Source organism: Shimia sp. R9_3, assembly GCF_017743755.1.
GTDB lineage: Bacteria > Pseudomonadota > Alphaproteobacteria > Rhodobacterales > Rhodobacteraceae > Shimia.
Map to the genome: position 1 here is coordinate 617,941 of NZ_JAGHRP010000002.1, position 25,345 is coordinate 643,285.

Sequence of the window (25,345 nt, forward strand, 5' to 3'; positions counted from 1 at the left end):
AGGAGCACTTAATGGCCGCCAAGGACACCGACGACCAGAAGCCCGCCGATCAGGACGCCGAAATCTCGCTCGATATGAGCCAGGCCGCCGTCAAGAAGATGATCGCCGAGGCCCGGGAGAAGGGCTACATCACCTACGATCAGCTGAACCAGGTTCTGCCGCCCGATCAGGTGAGCTCTGAGCAGATCGAAGACGTGATGTCGATGTTGTCTGAAATGGGCATCAACATCATCGAGGATGAGGAAGCCGAAGAAGAAGAGGCGAAATCCACCGCTGTTGTGGACACCTCTTCGGCCAACCGTGGCGTGGCGCTTGCCAGTGGCGGCAATGAAAAGCTCGACCGCACGGACGACCCTGTCCGCATGTACCTGCGCGAGATGGGCTCTGTTGAGCTGCTGAGCCGCGAAGGTGAGATCGCGATTGCCAAGCGTATCGAGGCTGGCCGCAACACGATGATTGCCGGGCTGTGCGAAAGCCCGCTGACCTTCCAAGCGATCACCATCTGGCGCGACGAACTTCTGTCCGAAGACATTCTGCTGCGCGATGTGATCGATCTGGAAACCACCTTTGGCAACCAGATGGGCGACGATGACGACGAGGACGATGCTGCGCCCGTCGCTGAAGCCGCCAACGTGACCACCGCGCCGAAACAGGAAGCGGAGCAGGAGCTGGATGCGGACGGCAACCCGATTGCCAAAGACGATGATGATGACGAGGACGAACAGGCCAACATGTCGCTTGCGGCGATGGAAGCGGCCCTGAAGCCTCGCGTGCTGGAAACGCTGGACATCATCGCCCGTGACTTTGCCCAACTGAGCGACATGCAGGATGCGCGTATCTCCGCGACCCTGAACGAAGACGGCTCTTTCTCTGATGCGGACGAAGACACCTATCAGAAACTGCGTTCGGAAATCGTGCTGCTGGTGAACGAGCTTCACCTGCACAACAACCGTATTGAAGCGCTGATTGACCAGCTCTACGGCATCAACCGCCGTGTGATGCAGATCGACAGCTCCATGGTGAAGCTGGCCGACCAGGCGCGCATCAACCGCCGCGAGTTCATTGAAGCCTACCGTGGCCGCGAGCTCGATCCGACCTGGCTTGAGGACATGTCTGAAAAGTCCGGCCGTGGCTGGCAGATGTTCATGGAGCGCTCCTCTGACAAGGTCATGGAGCTGCGCAACGACATGGCTCAGGTGGGCCAGTATGTTGGTTTGGATATCTCCGAATTCCGCCGCATCGTTCAGCAGGTGCAAAAAGGTGAGAAAGAGGCGCGTCAGGCCAAGAAAGAAATGGTCGAGGCAAACCTGCGTCTGGTGATCTCGATTGCCAAGAAATACACCAACCGTGGCCTGCAGTTCCTTGACCTCATTCAGGAAGGCAACATCGGCCTGATGAAGGCGGTGGACAAGTTTGAATACCGCCGCGGCTATAAGTTCTCGACTTATGCCACATGGTGGATCCGCCAGGCGATTACCCGCTCCATCGCGGATCAGGCGCGCACCATCCGTATTCCGGTGCATATGATCGAAACGATCAACAAGCTGGTGCGGACCTCCCGTCAGATGCTGCACGAGATTGGCCGCGAGCCAACCCCGGAGGAACTGGCCGAGAAGCTGCAGATGCCGCTTGAGAAGGTCCGCAAGGTGATGAAGATCGCCAAGGAGCCGATCTCTCTGGAAACCCCGATCGGGGATGAGGAAGACAGCCAACTGGGTGATTTCATCGAGGACAAGAATGCCGTGCTGCCGCTGGACAGCGCCATTCAGGAGAACCTCAAAGAGACCACAACCCGCGTGCTGGCAAGCCTCACCCCACGTGAGGAACGTGTTCTGCGGATGCGCTTTGGTATCGGCATGAACACCGACCACACGCTGGAAGAAGTGGGGCAGCAGTTTAGCGTTACCCGCGAGCGTATCCGTCAGATCGAGGCAAAGGCGCTGCGCAAGCTGAAGCACCCGAGCCGCTCGCGCAAACTGCGCTCCTTCCTGGATCAGTAAGCCGTGTCGTTCTGGAAGACCCTGTTTGGCGGCGGTGGTGGGGCAAAGCCCGAAGAGCCGCCGCAACAGGTGGACTACAAAGGATTTGCGATCACGCCGCTGCCAATTGAAGAGGGCGGTCAGTACCGGATCTCTGCGCGCATCGACAAAACGGTGAACGGCGAAGCCAAGACGCACACGCTTATTCGAGCCGATGTGATCCGGGACCTCAATGAGGCGAAAGAGGCGTCTGTCAATAAGGCCAAGCAGATGATCGATCAGATGGGGGATCACCTGTTCTGACGATCTGTCTTTGATCTTTGCGATTTTGTTCAATGAAGACTGAAAAAAATGATGTGACCGTCGGTGTTTGCCGGCGGTCTTTCAAGTTTTGGGGTTAACAACTAGATTGAAAGTGTCTGCCACAGAGGGTGGGCGTTGCACGTAGAGTTCGAAAATGAAACGTTTTTCTTTGGCTATGGTGGCCGCTTTGGCGGCATGTGAAGCAACAACGACCAGCAGCGATGGTGGTTTTGTGGTTTCCAACGGAGCCCGGGTTTATTCGCTGAACCAGGATGTGTTTGAGGTGACCGCGCGTCCGGGTAATGAGATCAACCAGTTCTGGTGCGGAGCGGGTGAATATGCCAGTCATGTCTTGGGAGCTCCTGCGAATGCGCGCATTTATGTTGTTGGTGAGGCCGGCCCGGGCACCGTGGTCGACTCGCCTAATGCGATGCAGTTCTCGCTCCTCCCACCGGGGCAAGCCAGTGGCGCGACCGGACGTCAGAGCACCTGGGGGCCTGATCTCGGCGAGGATGAATTTGTTGGCGATGCGCGCTATCGCTGTGTCCGCCGAGTGGATTTCTTTTCAAATTAACCCTGGACAGAGCTTGGGGCCAGTTTGATTTGCCTGACAGTTTTGCAAGCACGCCTTCGGGGGGCGCCGCCAAAATAGACCTTGATGCACGTCATGATTGCGCTAAGACGGGACTTAAGCTGCTCGAAAGGATGCTGGTATGGTAAAACGCTTTTTGGTGTCACTGATAATTTTGGCTGGATGTGCCGAATTGGGTGACGGTGGCTTTGTGACCGCTGGCGGCACACGCGTGAATCCGGTGAATGGGGATGTGTTTGAAGTCATCGCACGCCCCGGCAACGAGAAGAACCAACTCTGGTGCGGGGCCGGTGAATATGCCCACCGCGCGCTCGGTGCGCCGTCCAACGCCAAAGTCTATGTTGTCGGCGGCGCAGGGCAAGCGGTGACAATGAAGACGCCGACTGCGGCGCAATTTTCGCTTAAGCCTGCCGCCCAGGTGGAGGGCGCTACCGGTCGCGACACCCGATGGGGGCCGAGGCTGGGCCAATCCCGATTTGTGGGAGATGCGCGTGGACGTTGTAACCGCACGCAGTTTGATGTTTCCTTCTAAAGGATGTGTCGTTTGAGAACGGCCCAAGCAGTGTGCGAAGGTGTGTGTGATGCGTGGTTTTAAGTTTGTGCTGCCGCTGGCGCTGATGGCCTGCGAAGGCACTGGATCCAGCGCTTTTGTCACCCGCAATGGCGTGCGGGTGAATCCGGTCAATGAAGCCGTGTTTGAGGTGCTGGCGCGCCCGGCCGGTCGGGCGTCAGATTTTTGGTGCGGGGCTGGCAATTACGCGCGGCGCGCGCTGGATGCCCCTGACACGGCGCTGGTTTATGTGGTCGGCGGGGCGGGGCCGGGCGTCACTGCGAAATCACCGGATGCGGCTCAGTTTTCGCTCACACCACCTGCGCGGACAGAAGGCGCCACTGGACGCGCGGCCTCTTGGGGGCCAGAGCTTGGTGCCTCAGCGACTGTTGGGCGTGCCCGCCGGAGCTGCCGAGAACTGGCAACAAGCTCAGATGATTGAAGTTTGCCCGTGGGCGGGGCAATCTGCGTGTCACGCATAAGAGGGCTGAACATGCCGCAAACTGAGTTTCAGATCACAACCCGTGGCCCAGGACTTTATGAATTTACGCGGGAGGTGACGCGCTGGGTTGCGGCGCTTGGGGCTGAGGCAGAACAAGGTCTGCTTACGCTGTTTGTGCGCCACACCTCCTGTAGCCTGCTCATACAGGAAAACGCCGACCCTGAAGTGCAGAGCGATCTGCAGGCGTTTTTTCACCGCCTTGTGCCTCCGACCAGCGATCCGTCGATGTCATACCTGACCCATACCTATGAAGGGCCAGATGATATGCCGGCGCATATCAAAGCGGCGATGATGCCGGTGTCGCTGTCCATTCCTGTGAGTGGCGGGGTGCCTGCGTTGGGCACCTGGCAGGGGATCTATCTCTTTGAACATAGAAATGCGCCGCACAGCAGACGTGTGACGGCGCATTTCAGTGCATGATTGGATCAGCTCTCTTGCCTCAGGTCCCTGTATAACACAGTGACGTAAGAGATGCAGCGGGAAAGAAAAAAGCCTTTTCCCCTTATGGCCGATATTGGGGCGCGCTTTTGCCTCTACCCAAAGAATTGTAGCTCCCCTATAGTAGCTGTGGATAAGTTGAAAAAACGCCCTAGCGTCGGGACATGGCGCAAAGGTGAGGCCCAAAGCAGCTGATACAAGGGGAAGTCTATGCGCTGTCCGTTTTGTGGAAATATCGACACTCAGGTGAAGGATTCACGCCCAGCGGAGGACCATGTGTCAATCCGTCGGCGTCGCTTTTGCCCGGCTTGCGGGGGTCGGTTCACCACCTATGAGCGGGTGCAGCTGCGCGATCTGGTTGTGGTGAAGTCCAACGGCCGCCGCGAAGATTTTGACCGCGACAAGCTGGAGCGCTCGATTCGCATCTCCATGCAGAAACGTCCGGTCGAGCCAGAGCGCATTGATCAGATGATTTCCGGCATTGTGCGGCGTCTGGAGAGCATGGGGGAGACGGATATCCCCTCCAAAACCATTGGCGAAATTGTCATGGAAGCGCTCGCGCGGATCGACACGGTAGCCTATGTGCGCTTTGCCAGCGTCTATAAGAACTTCCAGGCCGCTGACGACTTTGATAAATTTGTAAGCGAACTGCGTCCCGATCCTGCTCCTGAGGAATAATTGTGACTGATCGCCGTTACATGGCGCTGGCCCTGAGTTTGGGTCGGCGCGGTCAAGGTGTGTGCTGGCCCAACCCTGCGGTGGGCTGTGTCATTGTGAAGGATGGGCGCGTTGTGGGCCGGGGCTGGACCCAGCCCGGTGGTCGCCCCCATGCGGAGCCTGTCGCGCTGGCGCAGGCGGGCGAGGCGGCCCGTGGCGCGACGGTCTATGTCACGCTGGAGCCGTGCTCTCATCATGGTCAGACCCCACCCTGTGCCGAGGCGCTGATTGCGGCGGGCGTGGCGCGGGTGGTGATTGCTGTTGAAGACAGCGATGCGCGGGTCTCCGGCCGTGGGATTGCCATGCTGCGGGAGGCGGGGATTGAGATCACCATGGGCGTGCTGGCGGATGAGGCGGCGCGCGACTTGCAGGGCTTTTTCCTCAAGACCGATCTGGGGCGTCCGTTCCTGACGCTGAAGCTGGCCACCACGCTGGATGGGCGCATTGCCACCGCATCGGGGGAAAGCAAGTGGATCACCGGTGCTGAAAGCCGTCGTGCCGTGCATGGGATGCGGATGCGCCATGATGCGGTCATGGTCGGCGGCGGCACTGCGCGGGCGGATGATCCTTCGCTCACGGTGCGGGATCTTGGCGTCTCACGCCAGCCTGTACGCGTGGTGGTGTCGCGCCGTCTGGACCTGCCGTTGATGAGCACCTTGGCCCGCACGGCCAAGGATATTCCGGTTTGGATCGCCCATGGCGAGGACGCTGATCCTGCGCTGATGCAGACTTGGCGCGATATTGGTGCGGAGCTTCTGCCTTGCGCGCTTGAAGGCGTGCAGCTGTCGCCAACGGCGGTGCTTCAGGCCTTGGGCAAGCGCGGCATCACGCGGGTGTTCTGTGAAGGCGGCGGTGCGCTGGCGGGCTCGTTGCTGGCTGCGGATATGGTGGATGAGTTGATCACCTTCTCAGCAGGCGCGGTGATCGGCGCTGAGGGGCACCCGGCGATTGGGGCCATGGGGCTGGCACGGCTCGCGGAGGCCCCGCGCTTTGATCTGGTGTCCCACCGTGCGGTCGGCCATGACATGATGTGCACCTGGCACCGTGTCGAGGCGCAGCGCAACCCGCGCTACAATCTCTGATCCTCTCTGCTTTTTAGCGCCGCCAAAGCGCCTGATAGCTGGCAAACCGTCCCTGCAGTTTTGACAGCAGCCGATTGCCCAAACCCGGATGCGGGATGTCTCCGCTTGAGAGGCGTAGCAAGGCGGTTTCCGCGGTGCAGGGCAGGCCGCTGACCGGATCGCGATAGCGCGGGTAGTCGATCAGTGCCGCATGAACCAGTCCTTCAAGGCTCGGGTCTGCGCGGCGGCGGGCAGGGGGGCTGCCCAGATCGGTGGTCAGGCCCCATCCGGCATAAAACGGGCTGCCGAAGGTGGTGACCTTGCAGCCGCGCAGCAGCGCCTCAAAACCGGTGAGGGAGGTCATGGTCCAGACCTCTTGCACATTGTCCAGAAGATAGGCCATATCCGCGTGATCCAGCACCATATCGGCAAGCGCGGCGGCCTCTTCAGGGTCCACACGCCCCGCGCGCAAGCCGGCCTCCACATCCGGGTGGGGTTTGAAGAGGATCTGCGCCTCCGGATGGGCCGCGCGCGCGGCGCGCAACAGGTCGAGATTGCTGCGCACCTCGCCATTTGCCCCCTTGAGAATGGAGGCGTCATCTTCGACCTGCCCGGGCACCAGAATGCGGTGGCCTTCGGGCAGAGCGGGCTGTGCGCCGCCCAGATTGTATTTGCTCACCTGCGCGGTGCGGATCCTCTTGATCAGCGTCCGCGCGCGGCGCTCCTGATCCGGACGCAGGGTTTCCCGCGCAGCAATCAGGCGCTCAAGGCGACTTTCCTGTGTGGGATCGTAGTAGATGCCCAGATCATCACAGACCAGCGAGAGCGGCGGCACCAGTTCAGCACCCAGCCCGCGGGAGCGCAGGAAGCCGTCCTCCAGCCGCACCGCGCCCTCCGGCCCATCCTTGCTGGCCCAGACCATATCGCGGGCCTCTGAGGATCTGCGCTCAAACACCATGGCTTTGTGCTGGCCAAAGAAGCGCTGCAGCGGTTTGCGTTTCCAAAGGCGCATGGCGTGGCCGTTCCAGCCCCGGTGGTCCTCCCGCCACGCGCGGGTTTGCGCGGCGAGCTGCTCCAGCGTGTCTTCCAGCTCACACAGCTCATCTGTGCAGGGATTGTACCATGTGGGATAGAGGATCATGGCCGCCGCAAAGAGCTGCGCGCGGGTTAGGCGGCGCTGGCGGCGATAGAGCGGAAACTCATCGTCTGTCAGATCCCATCCGGCATAGAACGGCTGGCCGAAGACACGTGGCTTGTGCCCCGCAAGGATGGCTTCAAAGCCCATCTGGGACGACACGGTGTAGACCGCAATCGCGCCATCCAGCAGGGACCACGGGCTGTGGGCCTCGTCACAGAGGCTGACCCGGTCGGTGATGTGATCCTGACTGTAATACCCCGCCCGCGCGCCCTGTTTGGTTTCCGGATGGGTTTTGATCAGGATGCGTGCGCCGGGGTTTTCCTCCTGCGCAAGAATGAGCATCTCCTGAAAGCGCGCCTCATTGGCACCGCTGGCCACCACAGCCGCGTCATCCCGTGTCTGATCGATCACCAGCACATATCCGGGGTCGGGGGGGCGCAGGGTGTCGTCCACAGCGGCATATTTGGTGAGATGGCTTTCTTTCAGGCGGGCAATCGCGCCCCGCGCGCGGTCCAGCAGCACGGTGTCATCCAGCGGATGGTGTTTGAGCAGCTTTTCCAGATCAGATGGTTCGGAGGGGTCAAAATGCGGGACTGTTTCATCAATCAACAGGCCTATGGGCGGCTCTTTGGCGATGCGCCCGGGAAAGAGGGAGCGCAGGAAGGCATCCTCGACATAAAGACAAGGTGCGCCGGTGCGTTCCGCCATAGCAAGGCCACGGTGGGCGGTCGGGCTGTTGCCCCAGATCGCGATGAGGTCGGCCTCAGTAGGGCGGCCCAGATGCAGGCTGTAGCCCGCTAGGCTCAGAATGCGGCGCAGGCGTTTTTGAAAGAAAAAGCCGCCGTTGAATGCAAAAAGCCGCCGGGGTGCACTGCTCCCGGCGGCTTCGTTTTCATATGTGTTGCGCACAGTTAGCCGCCTAGGCTGCCAAGGCTGCTGAGCGTGTCAGCCGAAGACAGGGTGCCTGTGATCGCGGAGATGGTTTTGTCCCAAGTGGTGATCGGCGCTTCGGTCACATATAGTGTGTCGCCGTCGCGGATGACAAAATCCCGTGCCATGAACATGCCGTTGGGCTTGGTCAGATCCAGCACATAGACCATGCGCTGCGCACCGTTCAGATCCTGACGGCCCAGCACGCTGTTGGCGATCACGTCCTCTTCGTTGCGGAAGACAAAGACGCCGGTCGGGTCACTGTTGGTCGGGGTGAGGCCGCCAACCTGCGCCAGCGCTTCGATGGCGGACAGGTCCTTGGAAAAGAAATTCACGCGGCTTTGTGTGCCGGTCGCGCCCAGAGCCGTGAAGGCGCGGGTGTCTTCTTCGACCAGAATGCGGTCGCCGCCGCGCAGGGCGATATCAAGGCTTGGATCATCATAGAGATCCTGGAACCAGATCTGCCCGCTGGCGCTGCCGCGCAGAATGGTGATCTGGGCAATTTCGGGCACGATGGTCACACCGCCGGCCTGCGCCAGCATGGTGGACAGCGTGCGGGTTGGACGCTCGATCGGGTAAACACCCTGCGCGCCTACAGCGCCCACAAGGGAAACGGTGGCGCCATCACCTGCGGCGCGGCGCACTTCGACCTGCGGATCCGGGGTCTGCTCTTCGAGCTTGGATGAGATGATGCGGCGGATGCCCTCAGGCGTGTTGCCCGCAGCGCGGATGCGACCGGCGTAGGGCACAAAGATGAAGCCTGCGCCATCGACCTGCACCTCTTCAAGGATCGCCGCGACCTGACCTTCAGGACCCAGAAGCGGTTTGTCGACGTTTTCCCAGATTGTCAGCGCCAGAACATCGCCGGGGCGGATGGTGTCAGAGCCAAGCCGGTCTGCATTCTGGAAGCTGTCAGAGAATCCCAGAGCGGGAACAATGGCGGTTGCGCGGGACACGCGGTCATTGACCTCAACGATGAAGGCGTCACCCTCACGCTGTACGGAACCGGCGAAGATTTCTTTCTTGTTTGGGCCGGACCGTGGCACCAAACTGCAAGAAGCCACAAGCGCCGCGACCGCGACCATTGTGGCGCATTTCCCCATACGGGTAGCAAAGACTTTCACTGCTCGGTCTCCTCGACCTTATATTTTTCTGCCTCAGGTTTTTTCGACAACTTATCGAAATAGAAACCAAAAATCCAGCGCTAGACTTAGTGGTTACTTCGTCACCAGCCGCAACTGTTGCCGCGGTGCCGCTGTGCCGGAGGCGAGCGCATTGTAGGGATCGTCAGGAGAAAGCATCATATCGACGACCTGCCGGAGCAGTTGCCGACGTGCGCGGGCAGAGTAAAATCCGCCGGGCACCTGACTGGTTTCCAGCAGGTAGCGGCGATAGGTTTTATAGGCGCGGTTGTCCGGGCGGCTGGCACCGGCGAAGAACTCGGTCAGAGGTTGTTTGCTGACAAACTCGGGCTGGTCATAGACCGCGCTGCCAAAGGCTTTGAGAGGAATGCCGCGCCAGAGCACCTGCTGCGCGGCTGTCGAATTCACGGTGACAGCGGAGCGCGCATCATTGAGCAACTGGGCAAGTTTGCCGCCGCGCACATAATGCACGCGGTCCTCAACATTGTGCTGCCGGGCAAGTTTGCGAATCTCCCGCCGCAGGGGCACGCGGCCGTCTTCAAGCGGATGCGCCTTGAACACCAGGTGATGGTGCTGGGGGGCGCCAGCGGCAAAATTCTCAATCACCAGCGACAGGAAGTCTGTCATGCTGTCAAACGGAGAATGGGACTGAAAGCTGCTGTCATGTTCCAACTGCAGCAACGCCAGATGATAGGGGAAGCCGCCAAAGCGGATGCGCAGCGTGGCGATGCGGCGCTCCAGCGCGTGGGCGGGCATCATCAGAAGACGCTGAAGATAGAGGCGGAATTCCCGCGTGACCGGCAACGCCCGATGCGGGCGGAAATTGCGGTAACGCTGGTTCGTGAACATCACAAACCAATGATAGAGCGCGCCATAAAACACATGCTGACGGGTGTCACCCCAATGGGCCGGGGGCAGCGGGGCCTCCATATCCGACAGCTCCAGCGCACGCTCCATTTCGGGGATGGTCATGTCCATCAGGCGCGAGTTGCCGTTGGAGCCGCCGCGTTCATAGGTCACCCAATAGGGGCGCAGATAGCCCTCTTCAAAGACATGCACCTGCACACCGGCGCGTTTGGCAATCTCCACCGCGTGGGCATGGATGGGGCGGGTGTCCCCATAAAGCACAATATCGGTGATGCCCTTGTCCGACAGAATATTCTCAAAGGTGTCTGGCCAGTTTTCCAGCGTGTCGCGATAGGGAATGTAGCTTTTGCGGGCGGGCCAGAAGGCATGATCTCCGGCGTTGAAGCCGACACGCCAGACCCGCGCACCGGACCGGCGCAGCATCCGCCCAAGCGCCGCAAAAAACGGGCCGTGCGGTCCCTGTAAAAACAGGAAAGTCCTATCTGTGCCGGTGGTATTCTTCATAGTCGCCAACCCTATACGCCGGAATTTAAGCAAATGTTACCCTTTCCGCGTGGCAAAATTATGGTCCAGAGGGGGCTGCTTGTGGCTCTGTTGGCCGTCCTGACGCCTGCCATGGCTTGTCTTGGCGCGCGCTGCGGCTTAGGTCTAACGCAAATCACCGGATTGTATTGGAGCGGCTCGTGTTTACCGGAATCATCACCGACGTTGGCAAAATTGCGGAATTGGAACAGCGGGGCGATCTGCGCGCGCGCATCAGCACGGCCTATGACACCGGCAGCATCGAAATGGGCGCATCTATTGCAAGCGACGGTGTGTGCCTGACAGTCATCGCCATGGGCGAAGGCTGGTATGATGTGGAAATCAGCGGTGAAACCGTCTCCAAGACCAATCTGGCGGCTTGGGAAGCTGGGCGCCGTGTGAACCTTGAACGCGCGCTGAAGGTGGGCGACGAGCTTGGCGGGCATATTGTGTCTGGCCATGTGGACGGTGTGGCCAAGATCGTGAAGATGGCCGACGAAGGCGACAGCACGCGGTTCACCTTTGAAGCGCCCGAAGCTTTGGCGAAGTTCATTGCCCCGAAAGGCTCTGTGGCGCTCAATGGCACCTCGCTGACCGTGAATGAGGTGGATGGCTGCACATTTGGGGTGAATATCATTCCGCACACCAAAGAGGTCACCACCTGGGGCGACGCGAAAGAGGGCGATCTGATCAACCTCGAGATCGACACGCTGGCACGCTATGTGGCGCGGCTGTCTGAGATGGGCGGCTGAGGCCTGATCCCTTCACCCCGGCAGACATAGCCTGCGGTTGTCGTGCTTGGTTGTGGGGACTGAAGCGTTTGAGGCGTCGCATTGCTGCGGCGCCTTTGCTTTTGCGCGCGAGCCTCTGAGTCGCAGCCTCACCACATATCGCCAACGGTAAAGCCGTTGGGGAATGGATCACTGGGATCTAGCGTGTAGTTTGCGGTGCCGTAGATCCAGCCCTGGCCAGACAGGCTCGGCACGATGGCTTTGTAAGGACCAACCGTGGTTTCGCGCAGAATACGTCCGGTGAAGGTGGTGCCCAGCGGGCCTGCATTCACATAGTCCTTACCCACAGCCAGCTGGCCGCGCGCATGCATCACCGCCATCTTTGCGCAGGTGCCCGTGCCACAGGGGGAGCGGTCCAGAATACCGCTGGCCGCTTCGGGCCGCGCGGGATCAAACGGGCCGGTGGAAATAGTGATTGCGCCGCGCCCGTGGGTGGCCGGATCAATCGGTGGCCCCCAGAGATTGGTGATCGTTGGGCCGATGATCGCGGGGTTGTCTGGATGCACAACGGGGAGCTGCTCTGCGGTGGCGTGCCGAATGGCTTCGCTGACACGCAGGATTTCCCCGCCATTGTCACCGGAGAGATCCACGTCCAGTTTCGCGGCTTCCGCCAAAACAAAAAACATGCCGCCCCAGGCCACATCCACGGTGACGGTGCCAAGGCCCGCCACTTCGACCTTTGCATCCAGATGCACGGCAAAGGCGGGCACGTTTTCAAAGCTGACGGAGGTGACTTTGCCATCCTTGCAGGTGGCGGTGACTTTGATGAGGCCTGCGGGGGCTTCCAAGGTCAGCTCGGTCACGGGCTCCACCATCGGCAGGATGCCGGTTTCCAGAAGCGCGGTGACCACGCAGATCGTGTTGGAGCCGGACATCGGCGGGTATTCCTGCTGCTCCATGATGATGAAGCCCATGTCGGCCTCCGGATGGCAGGGTGGCACAATCACATTGCAGCAAAGGCCCGGGTTGCCGCGCGGCTCGCGCAGCATCTTGAGGCGGATATCGTCGTGATGGGCCTGCATATAGGTCATGCGCTCAAACACGGTGTCGCCGGAAAAATGCGGCACGCCGCCGGTGATGACGCGCCCGGGTTCGCCTTCGGCATGGGCTTCAACAGCGGTGATCAATCGGTTTGTGCGCATGGTCTGTCCTCTTCTTAAGGGGGAGCCTATGCGCAAACCGGGGCAGGGGGCCAGCCCCCTCACTTGCGCAAAGCGCAAGCACACCCCCGGGATATTTGAAGAATGAGAAGCTGTTGGGAGGCTTTCTGTGGCAAGGTCTGGGTACAAAGGAGGGCGATTTTGCACCCGGGGTGGCCGTTCCTGCACTTTCATTCAGAGCACGCATGGTCTATCTGAGCGGCAACAGTGCGGAGATGACAGATGTCTTTTGAACAGCCCGGCCCCGTTGAGCAAAGCCTGCGTGATGCGATCAGCCCGATTGAGGAGATCATTGCAGAGGCGCGCAATGGCAAGATGTATATCCTTGTGGACCATGAGGATCGTGAAAACGAAGGGGATCTGATCATCCCGGCGGAGTTTGCCGACGCGGCGGCGGTCAACTTCATGGCCACCCATGGGCGCGGGCTGATCTGCCTGCCCATGACCGCTGAGCGGATTGACACTCTGGGCCTGCCGATGATGGCGGTGAACAACTCCTCCCGTCACGAGACCGCTTTCACCGTATCCATCGAGGCGCGTGAAGGTGTGAGCACCGGGATTTCTGCCGCAGACCGTGCGTTGACCATTGCCACCGCGATCAATGAGCAGAACACCATGGCGGCGATTGCCACACCTGGGCATGTCTTCCCGCTGCGGGCCAAGCGTGGTGGTGTGCTGGTGCGCGCCGGTCACACCGAAGCCTCGGTGGATATTTCGCGCCTCGCAGGTTGTCACCCCAGCGCGGTGATCTGTGAGATCATGAACGAAGACGGCACCATGTCCCGCCTGCCGGAACTGGTGGAATTTGCCAAAAAGCACGATCTGAAGATCGGCACGATCAGCGACCTGATTGCCTATCGTTCACGTGTCGACAATGAGGTGGTGGAAACCTCGCGCGAGACCGTGACCTCGGAGTATGGCGGCGATTGGGAGATGCGCATCTTTACCGATCAGATCCACGGCATCGAGCATGTGGTGATGATCAAGGGCGATATCACAACACCTGAGCCGGTTCTGTCGCGCACCCATGCGCTGCATGAGGCGGGAGATGTGCTGGGTCTTGGGCCCAAATCGGTCAACGAGCTACCCACCGCCATGCGCAAGATTGCCGAGGAAGGCCGCGGTGTGGTCTGCCTGTTCCGCGAAGTGCGCCACAGCCTTTACGCCGATGAAGACGAAGGCCCGCGCATTGTGAAACGCACAGGACTTGGCGCGCAGATCCTCTCCAACCTCGGTTGTAAAGAGCTGATCCTGCTGACCGATAGCCCGGAAACCAAATACCTCGGACTGGACGCCTATGGGCTGTCCATCGTGGGCACACGCCCCATTCTCTCGGAAGGATAAGACCATGGCAGGCGCAGAAAAACACTACATCATGCCGCGCGCAGAGTTCGACAAGCCGGTCAAGCTCGCCATCGTGATGTCACCTTACTACAAAGACATCGCCGACAATATGCTGGCGGGCGCTGTGGCGGAGATTGAGGCCGCAGGCGGCACCTATGAGGTGGTCGAAGTGCCCGGCGCGCTGGAGATCCCAACGGCGATTGGCATTGCCGAGCGCATGAGCAACTTTGATGGCTATGTGGCGCTGGGCTGTGTGATCCGGGGCGAGACCACCCATTACGAAACTGTCTGCAACGACAGCAGCCGCGCGATCCAGCTTCTGGGACTGCAGGGGCTGTGCATCGGCAACGGCATCCTGACGGTGGAGAACCGCAAGCAGGCCGAAGTGCGGGCCGATCCGAAAGATCAGAACAAAGGTGGCGGTGCTGCCGCTGCGGCCTTGCATCTTGTGGCGTTGAGCCGTAAGTGGGGCGCTCAGCGCAAGGGAGTCGGCTTTTTGCCCGACACCGAAGAACTCAAGATCGCTGGTCAACTCAAGGACAATCCAACGGCATGACCCTTTCAGGTAACCAGAAACGTAAGATGAAATCCGCCTCCCGGCTCTATGCGGTGCAGGCGCTGTTTCAGATGGAAAGCTCACACCAGACCGTAGATCAGGTGCGGGTGGAGTTTCTGGACCACCGGTTTGGCGCCGAGGTGGATGATGGCACTGACATGATCGAGGGCGATGCGGAGCTGTTCCGCAAAACCCTTGAGGATGCGGTGAACTATCAGGCGCCGATTGACCAAATGACCGACCGCGCGCTGGTGGCAAAATGGCCGATCGATCGGATCGACCCAACCCTGCGCGCGCTGTTCCGTGCGGCGGGTGCGGAGATCCTGCAAAGTGAGACCCCACCCAAGGTGGTGATCACCGAATATGTCGGCATTGCCGCGGCCTTCTTCCCGGACGGCAAGGAATCCCGCTTTGTGAATGCGGTGCTGGATCACATGGCGCGTGAGGCCAAACCGGAGGCGTTCTAAGCGCCTCCTTGCTTTCTCCAACTCATTAATCGGCTGTTAACCTTCGCGCGCCAAGGTGATCCGCGACGCGCGCGGTGGCGTATGCTGTGTGACGTGTCGTCGGACAAATATGTCGCGCCGGATTGGCTTGCCGTTTCTGACAGGCTGTCGTTTAATGAGCGAAAGGAGGCACTGCCATGCCAAAGCTTATCTCTCTTTACATTCGTCAGGTCGCGATTGGGTTTGCCTTGTCCGCCGTGTTTGTCGGGATGTTGATGTATTTCAACGTGGCCAATCTCTGGCATCTGGTGAGCAGCAGCTCTGAAGGCGCGATTGCGCTGGTGGTGATGTGGGTGCTGAACGGCATCGTGTTCGCCGGCGTGCAGTTCGGTATCGCCATCATGCGACTGAAAGACGACGATCAACCCGGTGGTGGCAAGCGCCAGATGATGCCGATGATGCTGGCAGAGCCGGTACCGGTCAAAGTGGATCGCCGCACACCTCAGCAGCGCCAGATCCGCCGCTGATCTCAGGCCACAGTAAACCGCATCGAAGCGCCCCTCCAAGGGCGTTTTTTTGTTGGGCTCACTGCATGTCGTGCAGGTTGAGCAGGAAGCCGTGCCAACCTTTGTCGAGCGCCAAAACGAGGCCAAAGCCGTCCACATCCTTGGGCAAACCAGAGTGGGTGAGCGTAAGACGCGTGCCACCGGGGGCGTCCTTCAGCTCCCATTCCACGGTGCTCATCTGGCCATCCATAGGCCCCACGGTGAAATCCCATTTCATGTAGTCATGAGGTTTGGCTTCAACCACTTTGCCCCAGCACATGCGGTCGCCGTCTTTCTGGGAACGCAGCGTGTAGTCTTCTCCAACCGTGAGATCCGCATCGGAAGGGTGGAACCATTTGCCCAGCAGCTCCGATTTGGTGAGAAAGGCCCAAACGCGGTCTTTGGGCACCGCGAGGAAGACGGATTTGCGAATGGTCGTGTCTTGGGAAAGTTCAGCCATTGTGCTGTCCAGCGTCATTGTCAGTCTCCTTTTGGATGTCGGTTTCGATGGCGGTCTTGAGTGCGGTCAGGCGCGCGTCCCAGAATTGGTCAAACCACCCCAGCCAATCCAGAGCAGGTTTGAGCGCCAAGGGATTGAGTGCATTCACTTTTTCGCGCCCGCGCGGGGTCACTGTGATCAACCCGCCGTCTGAAAGCACAACAAGGTGCTTCTTCACCGCAGCGCGGGTCATGTCAAAATGATCGGACACCTCGGCGATGGTCATCGGGGTGTCCCCCAACATGCGCAGAATATCGCGACGGGTGGGGTCACCCAAAGCGCGGAAGACAGGTTGCAGGTGATCGGGCATGGGAGTCTCTTACGTGATACCTTTTGGTATTCAAAAATATGATACCTTTTGGTGTTGAGTCAAGGGCTGTTGATAGCTCTGATAATCGTTGCTGGCGCTACCGATGTGTCCGTGTATAAATCTCAAAAAGCGCCAAAGCTGGAAAAGGCACCACAGTGAAAGTCTATGAAAACGCACCCGTGATTGGGATTCGTTGCGCACAGATTGATCCGACTGTGGAGTTGAAGATCAGGCGCGACCTGAAGAAAATCACATCAGCAATACTTGTGTCCGCTGTTTTCGCTTCAGGGAGCGTCTGGATTTTGAGCGACCAAGGTTGGGAAACTGCGAGCCTTGAAGCATGGCTAGGTTTGATTTTGTTTGGAGGGGCAGCGATAGGGTACACCATTTTTGCCCTACTTGGCAGGCGAGATCCCCTTGTACTTTCTCCAAGAGGACTGTGCGACCATCGGATGAGTAAAACGGTTATCCCTTGGAGTGAGGTAACTGGGGTTGATCAGTCCACACTGGGGCGATTCAACCGTGTTGTGGCCGTGACTGTGAAGAAGGAAGCCATGGCCAATTTTAAGGCTCATCTTTTTGGCCGCCGCCTTAGCAGGCTTTCTGCGAAAATGGGATTGAAGACCATCTACATCCAAGGGGATTTGGAACCCTCCATCGACGAACTGGTCGAGATCATCACGCAGTATGCAAAAAACTACAATCCGGATTTTGAAAGCTCTGAAAACTGATCTCAGAGGCTTAAAGTGGCGGGCCCGCAAACGCAGCCGTGGGGTTATCTCATTCCCGAGGACCTGTATATACAGGTGGGCGCCAGGTAACCAGGCCAGGACCAGGACAGAGCCAGCTCCCTCGGAATTGCTTAAGGCCACCGGAATGCAACCGTATCACGAGAAGGGCAGCACCCGCCGCTGACCTATCTATGCCCGCACCCCAGCAAAGACAAGGGGTGGCCCGCCTGTGTTCCTTCAAATCAGAGCTTGAAATTTTGTTCTCTATATGTTCACGCTGTGGGTATGGAAGAGAATTTGCAACCCGGACAACGCCTCGCGCGTGGTGTCAGCCGCCATCTGCGCAGTCATGGCTTTGTTTCTGTTGAAGAATTTGTGCCCGTCCGCGGTCTGCGCGTGGATGTGATGGCCTTGGGGCCCAAAGGGGAGCTTTGGGTGATTGAGTGCAAATCCAGCCGCGAAGATTTTCAGACCGACAAGAAATGGCAGGGCTATCTTGAGTGGGGCGACCGCTATTTCTGGGCGGTAGACACGGATTTCCCCACCGAACTTTTGCCGGAGGGCACGGGGCTGATCTTTGCGGATGCCTATGATGCGGAGATCATTCGCATGGGGCCCGAAGAAAAACTGGCTCCGGCGCGGCGTAAAAAGATGATCCAGAAATTTGCCATGGATGCGGCGCGGCGCCTGCAGCGCTATCGCGATCCCAAGCTCACGGCCCTGCCGGAGGAGGCGGAAGAGGGGGCCTGATCGCGCGGGCAGAGCGCGGTTACCGCAATGGGATTTACGGTTTGAGATCAAAGCCTTTGAACTCAAAGACCGTAGAGAGATCCTGAGCTGTGCGCGCCTGAAGCCGCCCAGGCTTCTCATTCTTCAAATATCCCGGGGTAGCCACATCGCAGATGTGGCAGGGGCAGCGCCCCTAACCAGCCTCACTTGACCTGACGCGCCGTGGCTGCGGCTGCGCGAATCTCTTCGGCGATTTCTTCGGCTTCCTCGGGGTCAAAATCCATCGGGATCTCCAAGCCACCGGCTTCGATATAGATGCGCACAAAACCCTGATCGGTCGGGCCGATTTGCATGTTGGCTTCGATGTTGCTTTCGGTGTTGATGCCCATGGCGATCTCCTTGGGGTCAGTCTTGTGGTCGGTCTTGGGGGTTCCATGTTGTGCCGATTGCGGTAGCGTGAACTTGCGCCAAAGGCAAGCTGTGCGCGGATCTGGCGGTTTGGTGTGCGGTGGAGAGGCGCGTGGTGGAGAGGTCGGCTGTGGAGAGGTTAAAGGGGGCAGGGCAGTGGATGACGGAATCACCTTCCGGAAGTTTGCGGCGCAGGATCTGGACTGGCTGGTGGAAAGCCACGCCACGCTCTATGCGCGCGAAGAAGGGTTTGACGACAGCTTTGGTCCCCTCGTGGCAGACATCGCCCGCGGATTTCTTGTCTACCATGAGATCGGCAAAGAATCAGGTTGGATTGCTGAGCACGACGGGCACCGGCTGGGATGTATTTTCTGCGTGCGCGCGGACCGGGAGGGATTCGCCAAGCTGCGCCTGTTTCTGGTGCTGCCGGAGGCGCGCGGCTTTGGCTTGGGGCAACGGCTTTTGGATACCTGCATGGGGTTTGCGCGAGGCGTCGGCTATGAGGGCATGACGCTCTGGACCCACAAAAGCCATGAGGCAGCCTGCGCTTTATATGCCAAAAACGGCTGGCGCTGTGTGGCGGACCGACCGGTGCACAGCTTTGGATGCGATCTTGTCGAACAAACCTGGGAAATCGTGTTTTAGGTGCTTGCATCCCCTGAATGGTATCTGTAAACCGCCCCTCACAGTGCCGCCTTAGCTCAGTAGGTTAGAGCGCTGGATTGTGGATCCAGAGGTCCCCCGTTCGAGCCGGGGAGGCGGTACCATCAAAAAGCTCTCAGCTGTTACGGCTGAGAGCTTTTTTGTTTTTGGGCGCATACCAAACTAACAAGGTCATCTCGTTGCTTGCGCGGAAGACCACCAAAACGCTATTCGTATTGAAGCCCTGAGGCTAGCGCACCTCCAGCATATCCGTATGTGAAAGGATCTGAATTGATTAAGCGTTTCATTGTCGAAATTTGGCGAGAGTTTTTGTTTATTGTTTTGATGATTGGTATGATCTTGATTTACAAAATCTACTTTCCAGAGAAGTTTGCGGCGTCCAGTTACAGCGCTGCCGCCGACTTCTTAATTTTTTGCGGTATACCATTTTTTCTTTTCTATGAGTGGGTGACCTTTGATCGTAGTGCCGAAGAAAAACGGGGGAACAACGATCAGCGTAAAAGGTGAGCTTTTGGCTCTCTGAAATTGGACTCTTTGGTTCGATCTGGCTGGGGGTGCGTTTCGTCGATTTGAAGCCGCAAAGGTCACTGTTCTTTAGGATTGTTCCCAAAACCCCCTGCCGTCAGCGCGATTTCCTGGCGCAGTGCACCGGTGATGCGGTCGTGAATCAAAATGCGGTTGTCGGTGGTCACAATGGCCACCCAGCCGTCCCCCATGGTGACCGCCTGCGCCTCTGCACCGCCGTCCAGCGTGAGGTTTTCCGGCAGGATCGGCCCATCGTCACGGAAGCGCATGACAATCAGCGCAACCACCGTTACAAGCCCCACCATCATCACCACAGTCAGGCCCGTGACCAGAAGGCGCAGAAAGCGCAGGTTGGTTGGCTCAATTGGTTCCGGAGACTCTTCCATGGCGGAAACCCTTGTAGAATTTGTGATCGCGGAAGACCCGCCCAAGCGTCTTGATAAGGCGCTTTCGCGTGATGTGCCAGTGGAAGCCAGCCTGAGCCGCACGCGGCTTGCCAAACTCATCTCTGAGGGCGGCGTGGCGCTCAACGGAGTGACGGTGACCGACCCGAAGCACAAGGTGGCAGAGGGCGATGCGGTCATAATCACCGTGCCAGTGGCCGAGGACAGCCACATCGGCCCAGAGGACATTCCGCTTGAGGTGATCTGGGAAGATGATGATCTCATTGTGATCAACAAACCGGCGGGCATGGTGGTGCATCCAGCACCGGGCACGCCCAATGGCACCTTGGTGAACGCGCTGCTGCATCATTGCGGCGACACGCTTTCCGGTGTGGGCGGTATGAAGCGCCCCGGCATTGTGCACCGCATTGACAAGGAAACCAGTGGCCTCCTGGTGGTGGCCAAGACAGACGCGGCCCATCAGGGGCTGGCGGCGCAGTTTGAGGCTCACACGGTGGAACGTTACTACCGCGCGGTGTGCTATGGGGTGCCGGATGCCAATGACCCACGCCTGCGTGGTGTGCGCGGCGTGAATTTTGAATCCGGCAACATCATGAAAATCACCACCCATCTGGCGCGTCACAAGACAGATCGACAGCGTCAGGCGGTGCTGTTTGAAGGCGGGCGCCATGCGGTCACGCGGGTGCGGATCGTACAGCCTTTTGGCAATCCGGCGGTGGCCTGTCTGGTGGAATGCTGGCTTGAGACCGGCCGCACCCACCAGATCCGCGTGCATATGGCCCATGCCGGCCACGGGCTGATCGGGGATCCGGTCTATGGCGGCCGTCGCAAGCTGCCTGAAAAGGCAATCGGCGTCAAAGGCGCAGGCGCCGCGCGAAGTTTTGACCGTCAGGCGCTGCACGCCGCTGTTCTGGGCTTTGAGCATCCGGTCACAGGGGAAACTCTGCGGTTTGAAGCGCCCCTGCCAGAAGATATGGCGCAGTTGATTGAGGATCTCGGCGGGGTCTGAAGAGGCGTAAGTCCACAGGTTGGCCTGTGAAAGCCCAAGGATCTGAGCCAGATACGGTTGGCTCAGATCATGTTGTCACCATCGGCGAGTCCGCTGTGCCTCAGTGTGTCGCCTGTGACAAATCTATGATTTCGGTGACGGTTTCACGAAAGAAATCGACCTTGCCGTCCGACTCATGCGAGAGGATGTAGGTGCTGCTGCGGCAGGGACAGCCGCCAAGCCCGTAGAAAAATTCCTGTTCAAACCGGGTCAGATGCCAGCCTTCCTGATCCAGTGCTGTGGTTTCAATACGCAGCGCCTTCGTGCCTTTGGGGAACACCTCCATAGCAAGGCGCTGCAGTATCTCTCCCAATGCGGCCAACCCTTTGCCCGCCTGCCAGCTCACATCAGCCTCGTCTTTATAGTGGTCAATCCGAAAATCGATGTCTTCGGCCAAAAGCGTGATCATGCTGGCATCCGCCTCAGCAAACTTCTGTAACAACGTCTCAATCGCGGTGGTCATTCCTGTGCTCCCAAAATGATTACAGGTTTTGGATGGCAGGATTTTCAAGTATAAGGAATTCAGGTGTTATATAGATTTGATATAGGAATTGGCTATGGTAGAGCTGACCGCACTCACATATTTTGTCAGCGCCTATGAAACCGGCTCGTTCAGCGCGGCGGCGCGGGTCAATGGTGTCAGCCAGCCCACCGTGTCCGCTGCCATTCAGAAACTTGAGACCACATTGGAGGGGGCGGTGTTCTTGCGGGAGCGTCGCGGGTTGTCGCCAACCGATCTGGGGCAGCGCCTTTATCAGGAGGCATCCGCCTCTGTCGCCACCTTGGCAGGCTTGCCTGATCGTCTGAAGCCAAAACCCCGGCAGGTTCTGAGGGTTTATGCCCAACCGGATGTGCTGATGGCGCCCTATATGCCGCTGTTTCATCAGCTCAGACAGGCCATGCCGCAGGTGGTGCTGGCCTTTTGCGACAATGTGGAAGAGGCGGATGTGGCCTTGGTGACCGAAGGCTGTCAGCCCAAAGGCCACAGTTTTTCCAAACTGAGCGAGGATAAGTTTGGTGTGGCCTTGCCCAAAGGGCATGTGCTCGCTGCGGCGGAAAGCCTGTGTTTGGAGGATATTGCCAATGAGCCGCAAATTCTGCGCCCCTATTGTCCGAATGCCGATCTGATGCGGGTGGCGCCGATGGCGGTGTCAGAGGCGCATGCGCGGGCCTTAAATGACCTTCAGGTGTTGGATCTGGTGGCCGCAGGGCTGGGCGTTGCGCTGGTGCCAATGGCGCATCAGGCGGCCCATGGCGGGGTCGAAGTCCGCCCCCTGCGCGTTGACGTGGCTTTGACACGTGTGGTGGGGCTGTCAGCGCGAAAAACCAGCTTTGCGCAGGAGGTTGCGGCTAAGTTTGTAGCCCTGGCAGGGGGCTGATGGTCTAGCCATGCGTGTGAAACAAAGCGCAAATGCATGTGAAACACTGGTCTAAAGCTGGTGTGGTCGCGTAGTAAACCCTACTCTGAGAGTCAGAAATTCACATCTGCCTATTGAAACACGCATTTGGCGACCTAGATCAATGTTAAGCAGATAAACATACGATTGGGAGGCAAGACTTATGGCAAATTATGCAAACCTGCCCGCACCGACACCAGAGGGCGGTCTGAACCGCTACTTGCAGGAAATTCGCAAATTCCCGCTCCTTGAGCCGGAAGAAGAATACATGCTGGCCAAGCGCTGGGTTGAGGAACAGGACGCGACAGCGGCCCATAAAATGGTGACCTCGCACCTGCGTCTGGCGGCCAAGATCGCCATGGGCTATCGCGGCTACGGCCTGCCGCAGGCGGAGGTGATCTCCGAGGCCAATGTGGGCCTGATGCAGGCGGTCAAGAAGTTTGATCCGGAAAAAGGCTTCCGTCTGGCGACCTATGCCATGTGGTGGATCCGCGCGAGCATTCAGGAATATGTGCTGCGCAGCTGGTCCATGGTGAAACTTGGCACCACCAGCGCGCAGAAGAAGCTGTTCTTCAACCTGCGCAAGGCCAAGGCCCGTATCGGCGCGCTGGAAGAAGGCGATCTTCGTCCTGAAAACGTGGAGCGCATCGCCAATGATCTCGGGGTGACCGAAGAAGAGGTGATCTCCATGAACCGGCGCCTGTCGGGCGGGGATGCCTCCCTGAACGCACAGGTCGGCTCCGAGGGCGAAGGCACCATGGAGTGGCAGGACTGGCTGGAAGATGAAACCGCGGATCAGGCGGCGGATTATGAGGCCAGGGACGAGCTCGCTGCCCGCCGTGAGCTGCTGGTTGAAGCGATGGATGTGCTGAATGACCGCGAGAAGGACATTCTCACCCAGCGCCGACTGGCGGACAAAGCGGTGACGCTTGAGGATCTGAGCGGGCAATATGACGTGAGCCGCGAACGCATCCGCCAAATCGAAGTGCGCGCCTTTGAAAAACTGCAAAAGCGCATGCGCGAGCTGGCCTCCAGCCGCGGGATGCTCGCAGCGAACTAAGCGCAAACAAACCACATAGATAAGAGCGCCGGTCCTTTCAGGATCGGCGTTTTTCATTGCGGCCTCCTTTGGCTCATGGATCTGCGATCTCACAGATGACGCGGGCGGTTGCCTCTAGGGAACGCGGAGACTAGGCTCTGCACGTTCAGAGGGAGGGAGCGCTAACATGACTGACAAAACCATTCGATGGGGTATTCTCGGGGCGGCAAATTTTGCCCTCAATCACATGGGGCCGGCGATCCATGCCGCCAAAGGCGCACAGCTGGCGGCGGTGGCGAGCTCCAGCGCGGAGAAGGTGGCCGCTTTCGAGGCTTTCGCGCCGGGGCTGCGTCACCACACAAGCTATGAGGCACTGCTCGCCGATCCGGAAATCGATGCGGTCTACATCCCGCTGCCCAACCATTTGCATGTGGAATGGGCGATCAAAACGCTTGAGGCCGGTAAGGCGGTGCTCTGCGAAAAACCCATCGGCATGGATGTGGCAGAGATCGACCGTTTGATCGCGGCGCGGGACAAGGCCGGTGTTCTGGCGGCGGAGGCCTTCATGATTGTGCATCATCCGCAATGGCAGCGGGCCAAGACACTGCTGGAGGAAGGGGCCATAGGCACTTTGCGCCACGTGAACGCGGTGTTTTCCTATTTCAATGACGACCCTGCCAACATCCGCAATCAGGCTGATATTGGCGGCGGCGGCTTGCGCGACATCGGCTGCTACGTGCTGGGCGGCGCGCGTTTTGTCACCGGAGAGGAGCCGGTCTCGCTCGATCACACGCGGGTACAGATGGAAAACGGCATCGACCTCTTTGCCGATATGAGCTTCACCTTCCCCAGCTTCACCTATCAGGGCTACACCGCCATCCGTATGGCCCCGCGTCAGGAAGTGCATTTTCATGGCGACGCCGGGGTGATGAGCCTGACATGTCCTTTCAATGCCGCCGTGTTTGATCAGGCGGAGCTGGTTCTGTCACGGCCCGATCAAAGCCGCCGCGTGGAGCGGTTCCCCGGAGTGAACCACTATGTGCTGCAGGTGGAGGCCTTTGGGCATGCGCTGCGGACAGGTGAGGCTTATCTCTGGCCGCTGGAACAGGCGCGCGGCACGCAGGCCATGGTGGATCAGGTGCTCGCCACCGCTTAAGCGCGGTGCACCTTTCAAATGAAAAGCCCTCGGGGGAGGATCTCCACCGAGGGCTTTTTTGATGTCTTTAACAGAGTTGGCTTATTCGGCCGCGTCGTTGCTTTCCGCTTCTGGCGCAGGAGCCTCTGCCGGGGCGTCCTCTGCCGCTGGGGCAGGGGCCTTCTTGCGCGGCGCGCGCTTGCGTGGCGCTTTCTTGGGCGCAGGCTTTGGCGCTTCCGGCTGTGTTTCCGGGGTTTCCACCAGCGCGCTTTCTTCGGCCACATCCACGATCAGATCAGGTTGTTCGGCTTCAGACGGGTCCACCGTTGGCATCGCTTCATCCGCCTGCGGCTGGGCCTTGCCCTCGCCACCGTTGGCCTCACGCTCCTGGCGCTCCATACGCTCGCGGCGCTCGCGATCCCGCTCTGCCTGACGCTCCCGGTTCTGGCGTTCCTGCTCTTCGCGGCGCGCCTCTTGCTCGCGCTGCGCTTCGTTCAGCATGCGCTGGTAATGCTCTGCGTGCTGCTGGAAGTTCTCCGTCGCAACACGGTCATTGGAAAGCTGGCTGTCGCGGGCCAGCTGGTTGTATTTGTCGATCACCTGTTGTGGGGTGCCGCGTACTTTTCCTTCCGGGCCGGAACTGTCAAACACACGGTTGACGATATTGCCGGAGGGACGGTTGCGGTTTGACTTATTCCGCGAACGTGACTTCGAAGATCTCATGTTTTCAGCAATCCAGCCTTGGTCCATGGCGGTCGCTCATCCCGTTTCACGCCTCGTGCGCTCTGTCTTCCGGGGGCGACAATTTGTGGCTTGGTGTCCGATCGGGACGGCCCTGAAAATAGGGGATCCAGCAAAAGGACACGAACTTGAT

At 59.2% G+C, this 25,345-nt stretch carries 31 protein-coding genes and 1 tRNA gene; 22 read left to right on the forward strand and 10 right to left on the reverse strand.

The genetic code is table 11. The features are described from left to right. The first annotated feature begins 11 nt into the window (after positions 1-11). The 8 genes from rpoD to ribD all read left to right on the forward strand — a co-directional run bounded on the left by rpoD (position 12) and on the right by ribD (position 6,163). Positions 12-2,000 (forward strand): RNA polymerase sigma factor RpoD, encoded by a 1,989-nt coding sequence (gene rpoD, locus J7412_RS07435; RefSeq protein WP_209078078.1) that lies wholly within the window; start codon positions 12-14, stop codon positions 1,998-2,000. A 3-nt stretch (positions 2,001-2,003) separates the two neighbouring features. Continuing rightward, positions 2,004-2,282 carry an HlyU family transcriptional regulator gene (locus J7412_RS07440; protein WP_209060742.1) on the forward strand — a complete coding sequence of 93 codons (279 nt, stop codon included), beginning with the start codon at positions 2,004-2,006 and terminating at the stop codon, positions 2,280-2,282. A 154-nt stretch (positions 2,283-2,436) separates the two neighbouring features. Continuing rightward, on the forward strand, positions 2,437-2,856 hold the full coding sequence (locus J7412_RS07445) for a hypothetical protein (protein WP_209078079.1): 420 nt from the start codon (positions 2,437-2,439) through the stop codon (positions 2,854-2,856). Positions 2,857-2,995: 139 nt separating this feature from the next. Further along, positions 2,996-3,406 (forward strand): hypothetical protein, encoded by a 411-nt coding sequence (locus tag J7412_RS07450; RefSeq protein WP_209078080.1) that lies wholly within the window; start codon positions 2,996-2,998, stop codon positions 3,404-3,406. Positions 3,407-3,455: 49 nt separating this feature from the next. Beyond that, positions 3,456-3,866 carry a hypothetical protein gene (locus tag J7412_RS07455; protein ID WP_209078081.1) on the forward strand — a complete coding sequence of 137 codons (411 nt, stop codon included), beginning with the start codon at positions 3,456-3,458 and terminating at the stop codon, positions 3,864-3,866. 51 nt (positions 3,867-3,917) lie between these two features. Further along, positions 3,918-4,346: a secondary thiamine-phosphate synthase enzyme YjbQ gene (locus J7412_RS07460; protein ID WP_209078082.1), complete on the forward strand. Its 429-nt coding sequence runs from the start codon at positions 3,918-3,920 to the stop codon at positions 4,344-4,346. Positions 4,347-4,574: 228 nt separating this feature from the next. After that, positions 4,575-5,042 (forward strand): transcriptional regulator NrdR, encoded by a 468-nt coding sequence (gene nrdR / locus J7412_RS07465; protein WP_058240424.1) that lies wholly within the window; start codon positions 4,575-4,577, stop codon positions 5,040-5,042. After that, complete coding sequence (ribD, locus tag J7412_RS07470; RefSeq protein ID WP_348540485.1) at positions 5,042-6,163, forward strand: bifunctional diaminohydroxyphosphoribosylaminopyrimidine deaminase/5-amino-6-(5-phosphoribosylamino)uracil reductase RibD; 1,122 nt, start codon at positions 5,042-5,044, stop codon at positions 6,161-6,163. The genes nrdR and ribD overlap by 1 nt, the downstream gene beginning before the upstream one ends. Positions 6,164-6,176: 13 nt before the next feature. Here ribD and J7412_RS07475 read toward each other — a convergent pair whose 3' ends face one another. From J7412_RS07475 to J7412_RS07485, 3 genes are all read right to left on the reverse strand, one after another. Next, positions 6,177-8,189: a capsular polysaccharide biosynthesis protein gene (locus J7412_RS07475; RefSeq protein ID WP_348540477.1), complete on the reverse strand. Its 2,013-nt coding sequence runs from the start codon at positions 8,187-8,189 to the stop codon at positions 6,177-6,179. Between the two features lie 2 nt (positions 8,190-8,191). Next, the gene (locus J7412_RS07480) at positions 8,192-9,295 is read right to left on the reverse strand and encodes a polysaccharide biosynthesis/export family protein (protein ID WP_209062011.1); all 1,104 of its coding nucleotides are present in this window, start codon (positions 9,293-9,295) and stop codon (positions 8,192-8,194) included. Between the two features lie 132 nt (positions 9,296-9,427). After that, positions 9,428-10,723 (reverse strand): capsular biosynthesis protein, encoded by a 1,296-nt coding sequence (locus J7412_RS07485; RefSeq protein WP_209078083.1) that lies wholly within the window; start codon positions 10,721-10,723, stop codon positions 9,428-9,430. Between the two features lie 179 nt (positions 10,724-10,902). Here J7412_RS07485 and J7412_RS07490 point away from each other — a divergent pair, with 179 nt between their 5' ends. After that, the gene (locus J7412_RS07490; RefSeq protein ID WP_209078084.1) at positions 10,903-11,493 is read left to right on the forward strand and encodes a riboflavin synthase; all 591 of its coding nucleotides are present in this window, start codon (positions 10,903-10,905) and stop codon (positions 11,491-11,493) included. Between the two features lie 128 nt (positions 11,494-11,621). Here the strand turns inward: J7412_RS07490 and J7412_RS07495 are convergent, their stop codons facing one another. Beyond that, on the reverse strand, positions 11,622-12,674 hold the full coding sequence (locus J7412_RS07495) for a proline racemase family protein (RefSeq protein ID WP_209078085.1): 1,053 nt from the start codon (positions 12,672-12,674) through the stop codon (positions 11,622-11,624). A 240-nt stretch (positions 12,675-12,914) separates the two neighbouring features. On the opposite strand from J7412_RS07495, the gene ribB reads away from it, so the two are divergent. From ribB to J7412_RS07515, 4 genes are all read left to right on the forward strand, one after another. Further along, the gene (gene ribB / locus J7412_RS07500; RefSeq protein ID WP_209060725.1) at positions 12,915-14,036 is read left to right on the forward strand and encodes a 3,4-dihydroxy-2-butanone-4-phosphate synthase; all 1,122 of its coding nucleotides are present in this window, start codon (positions 12,915-12,917) and stop codon (positions 14,034-14,036) included. Positions 14,037-14,040: 4 nt separating this feature from the next. Continuing rightward, on the forward strand, positions 14,041-14,592 hold the full coding sequence (locus tag J7412_RS07505; protein WP_209078086.1) for a 6,7-dimethyl-8-ribityllumazine synthase: 552 nt from the start codon (positions 14,041-14,043) through the stop codon (positions 14,590-14,592). After that, complete coding sequence (gene nusB / locus J7412_RS07510) at positions 14,589-15,059, forward strand: transcription antitermination factor NusB (RefSeq protein ID WP_209060722.1); 471 nt, start codon at positions 14,589-14,591, stop codon at positions 15,057-15,059. Before J7412_RS07505 ends, nusB begins: the two co-directional genes overlap by 4 nt. Positions 15,060-15,235: 176 nt before the next feature. Further along, positions 15,236-15,565, forward strand: a complete 330-nt coding sequence (locus J7412_RS07515) for a hypothetical protein (protein WP_209078087.1) — start codon at positions 15,236-15,238, stop codon at positions 15,563-15,565. Positions 15,566-15,623: 58 nt separating this feature from the next. Here the strand turns inward: J7412_RS07515 and J7412_RS07520 are convergent, their stop codons facing one another. Continuing rightward, positions 15,624-16,061, reverse strand: coding sequence for an SRPBCC domain-containing protein (locus J7412_RS07520; RefSeq protein WP_209078088.1), 438 nt, complete (start codon positions 16,059-16,061; stop codon positions 15,624-15,626). Beyond that, positions 16,036-16,392 carry a metalloregulator ArsR/SmtB family transcription factor gene (locus J7412_RS07525; protein ID WP_209060714.1) on the reverse strand — a complete coding sequence of 119 codons (357 nt, stop codon included), beginning with the start codon at positions 16,390-16,392 and terminating at the stop codon, positions 16,036-16,038. The genes J7412_RS07520 and J7412_RS07525 overlap by 26 nt, the downstream gene beginning before the upstream one ends. 155 nt (positions 16,393-16,547) lie before the next feature. On the opposite strand from J7412_RS07525, the gene J7412_RS07530 reads away from it, so the two are divergent. Both J7412_RS07530 and J7412_RS07535 read left to right on the forward strand, forming a co-directional pair. Further along, the gene (locus J7412_RS07530) at positions 16,548-17,123 is read left to right on the forward strand and encodes an STM3941 family protein (RefSeq protein ID WP_209078089.1); all 576 of its coding nucleotides are present in this window, start codon (positions 16,548-16,550) and stop codon (positions 17,121-17,123) included. Between the two features lie 285 nt (positions 17,124-17,408). Further along, a complete protein-coding gene (locus tag J7412_RS07535; protein ID WP_209078090.1) occupies positions 17,409-17,873 on the forward strand; it encodes an MmcB family DNA repair protein in 465 nt (154 codons plus the stop codon). 182 nt (positions 17,874-18,055) lie between these two features. On the opposite strand, the gene J7412_RS07540 is transcribed toward J7412_RS07535, so the two are convergent. Then, entirely contained in the window at positions 18,056-18,241 is a 186-nt protein-coding gene (locus tag J7412_RS07540) for a DUF6324 family protein (RefSeq protein ID WP_209060708.1), read from the reverse strand. A gap of 175 nt (positions 18,242-18,416) precedes the next feature. Between J7412_RS07540 and J7412_RS07545 the strand changes: the two genes are divergently transcribed. The 3 genes from J7412_RS07545 (at position 18,417) to J7412_RS07555 (ending at position 19,430) form a co-directional block, all read left to right on the forward strand. Next, positions 18,417-18,905, forward strand: a complete 489-nt coding sequence (locus tag J7412_RS07545) for a GNAT family N-acetyltransferase (protein WP_348540478.1) — start codon at positions 18,417-18,419, stop codon at positions 18,903-18,905. Positions 18,906-18,950: 45 nt separating this feature from the next. Beyond that, a tRNA-His gene (locus J7412_RS07550) sits at positions 18,951-19,027 on the forward strand. Between the two features lie 151 nt (positions 19,028-19,178). Further along, the gene (locus tag J7412_RS07555) at positions 19,179-19,430 is read left to right on the forward strand and encodes a hypothetical protein (protein ID WP_209078092.1); all 252 of its coding nucleotides are present in this window, start codon (positions 19,179-19,181) and stop codon (positions 19,428-19,430) included. Positions 19,431-19,507: 77 nt separating this feature from the next. On the opposite strand, the gene J7412_RS07560 is transcribed toward J7412_RS07555, so the two are convergent. Further along, complete coding sequence (locus J7412_RS07560; protein WP_209078093.1) at positions 19,508-19,834, reverse strand: DUF6476 family protein; 327 nt, start codon at positions 19,832-19,834, stop codon at positions 19,508-19,510. On the opposite strand from J7412_RS07560, the gene J7412_RS07565 reads away from it, so the two are divergent. After that, on the forward strand, positions 19,833-20,861 hold the full coding sequence (locus J7412_RS07565; protein WP_209078094.1) for an RluA family pseudouridine synthase: 1,029 nt from the start codon (positions 19,833-19,835) through the stop codon (positions 20,859-20,861). The two genes, J7412_RS07560 and J7412_RS07565, sit on opposite strands and share 2 nt — an antisense overlap. Positions 20,862-20,961: 100 nt before the next feature. On the opposite strand, the gene J7412_RS07570 is transcribed toward J7412_RS07565, so the two are convergent. Beyond that, positions 20,962-21,363, reverse strand: coding sequence for a hypothetical protein (locus J7412_RS07570; RefSeq protein WP_209078095.1), 402 nt, complete (start codon positions 21,361-21,363; stop codon positions 20,962-20,964). Positions 21,364-21,457: 94 nt separating this feature from the next. Here J7412_RS07570 and J7412_RS07575 point away from each other — a divergent pair, with 94 nt between their 5' ends. The 3 genes from J7412_RS07575 (at position 21,458) to J7412_RS07585 (ending at position 24,492) form a co-directional block, all read left to right on the forward strand. Next, positions 21,458-22,279, forward strand: coding sequence for a LysR family transcriptional regulator (locus J7412_RS07575; protein ID WP_209078096.1), 822 nt, complete (start codon positions 21,458-21,460; stop codon positions 22,277-22,279). 181 nt (positions 22,280-22,460) lie between these two features. Beyond that, positions 22,461-23,357, forward strand: coding sequence for an RNA polymerase sigma factor RpoH (gene rpoH / locus J7412_RS07580; RefSeq protein WP_209078097.1), 897 nt, complete (start codon positions 22,461-22,463; stop codon positions 23,355-23,357). 166 nt (positions 23,358-23,523) lie between these two features. Continuing rightward, entirely contained in the window at positions 23,524-24,492 is a 969-nt protein-coding gene (locus J7412_RS07585) for a Gfo/Idh/MocA family oxidoreductase (RefSeq protein WP_209078098.1), read from the forward strand. 81 nt (positions 24,493-24,573) lie between these two features. On the opposite strand, the gene J7412_RS07590 is transcribed toward J7412_RS07585, so the two are convergent. Then, on the reverse strand, positions 24,574-25,194 hold the full coding sequence (locus J7412_RS07590; RefSeq protein WP_209062007.1) for a DUF4167 domain-containing protein: 621 nt from the start codon (positions 25,192-25,194) through the stop codon (positions 24,574-24,576). Positions 25,195-25,345: the final 151 nt, after the last annotated feature.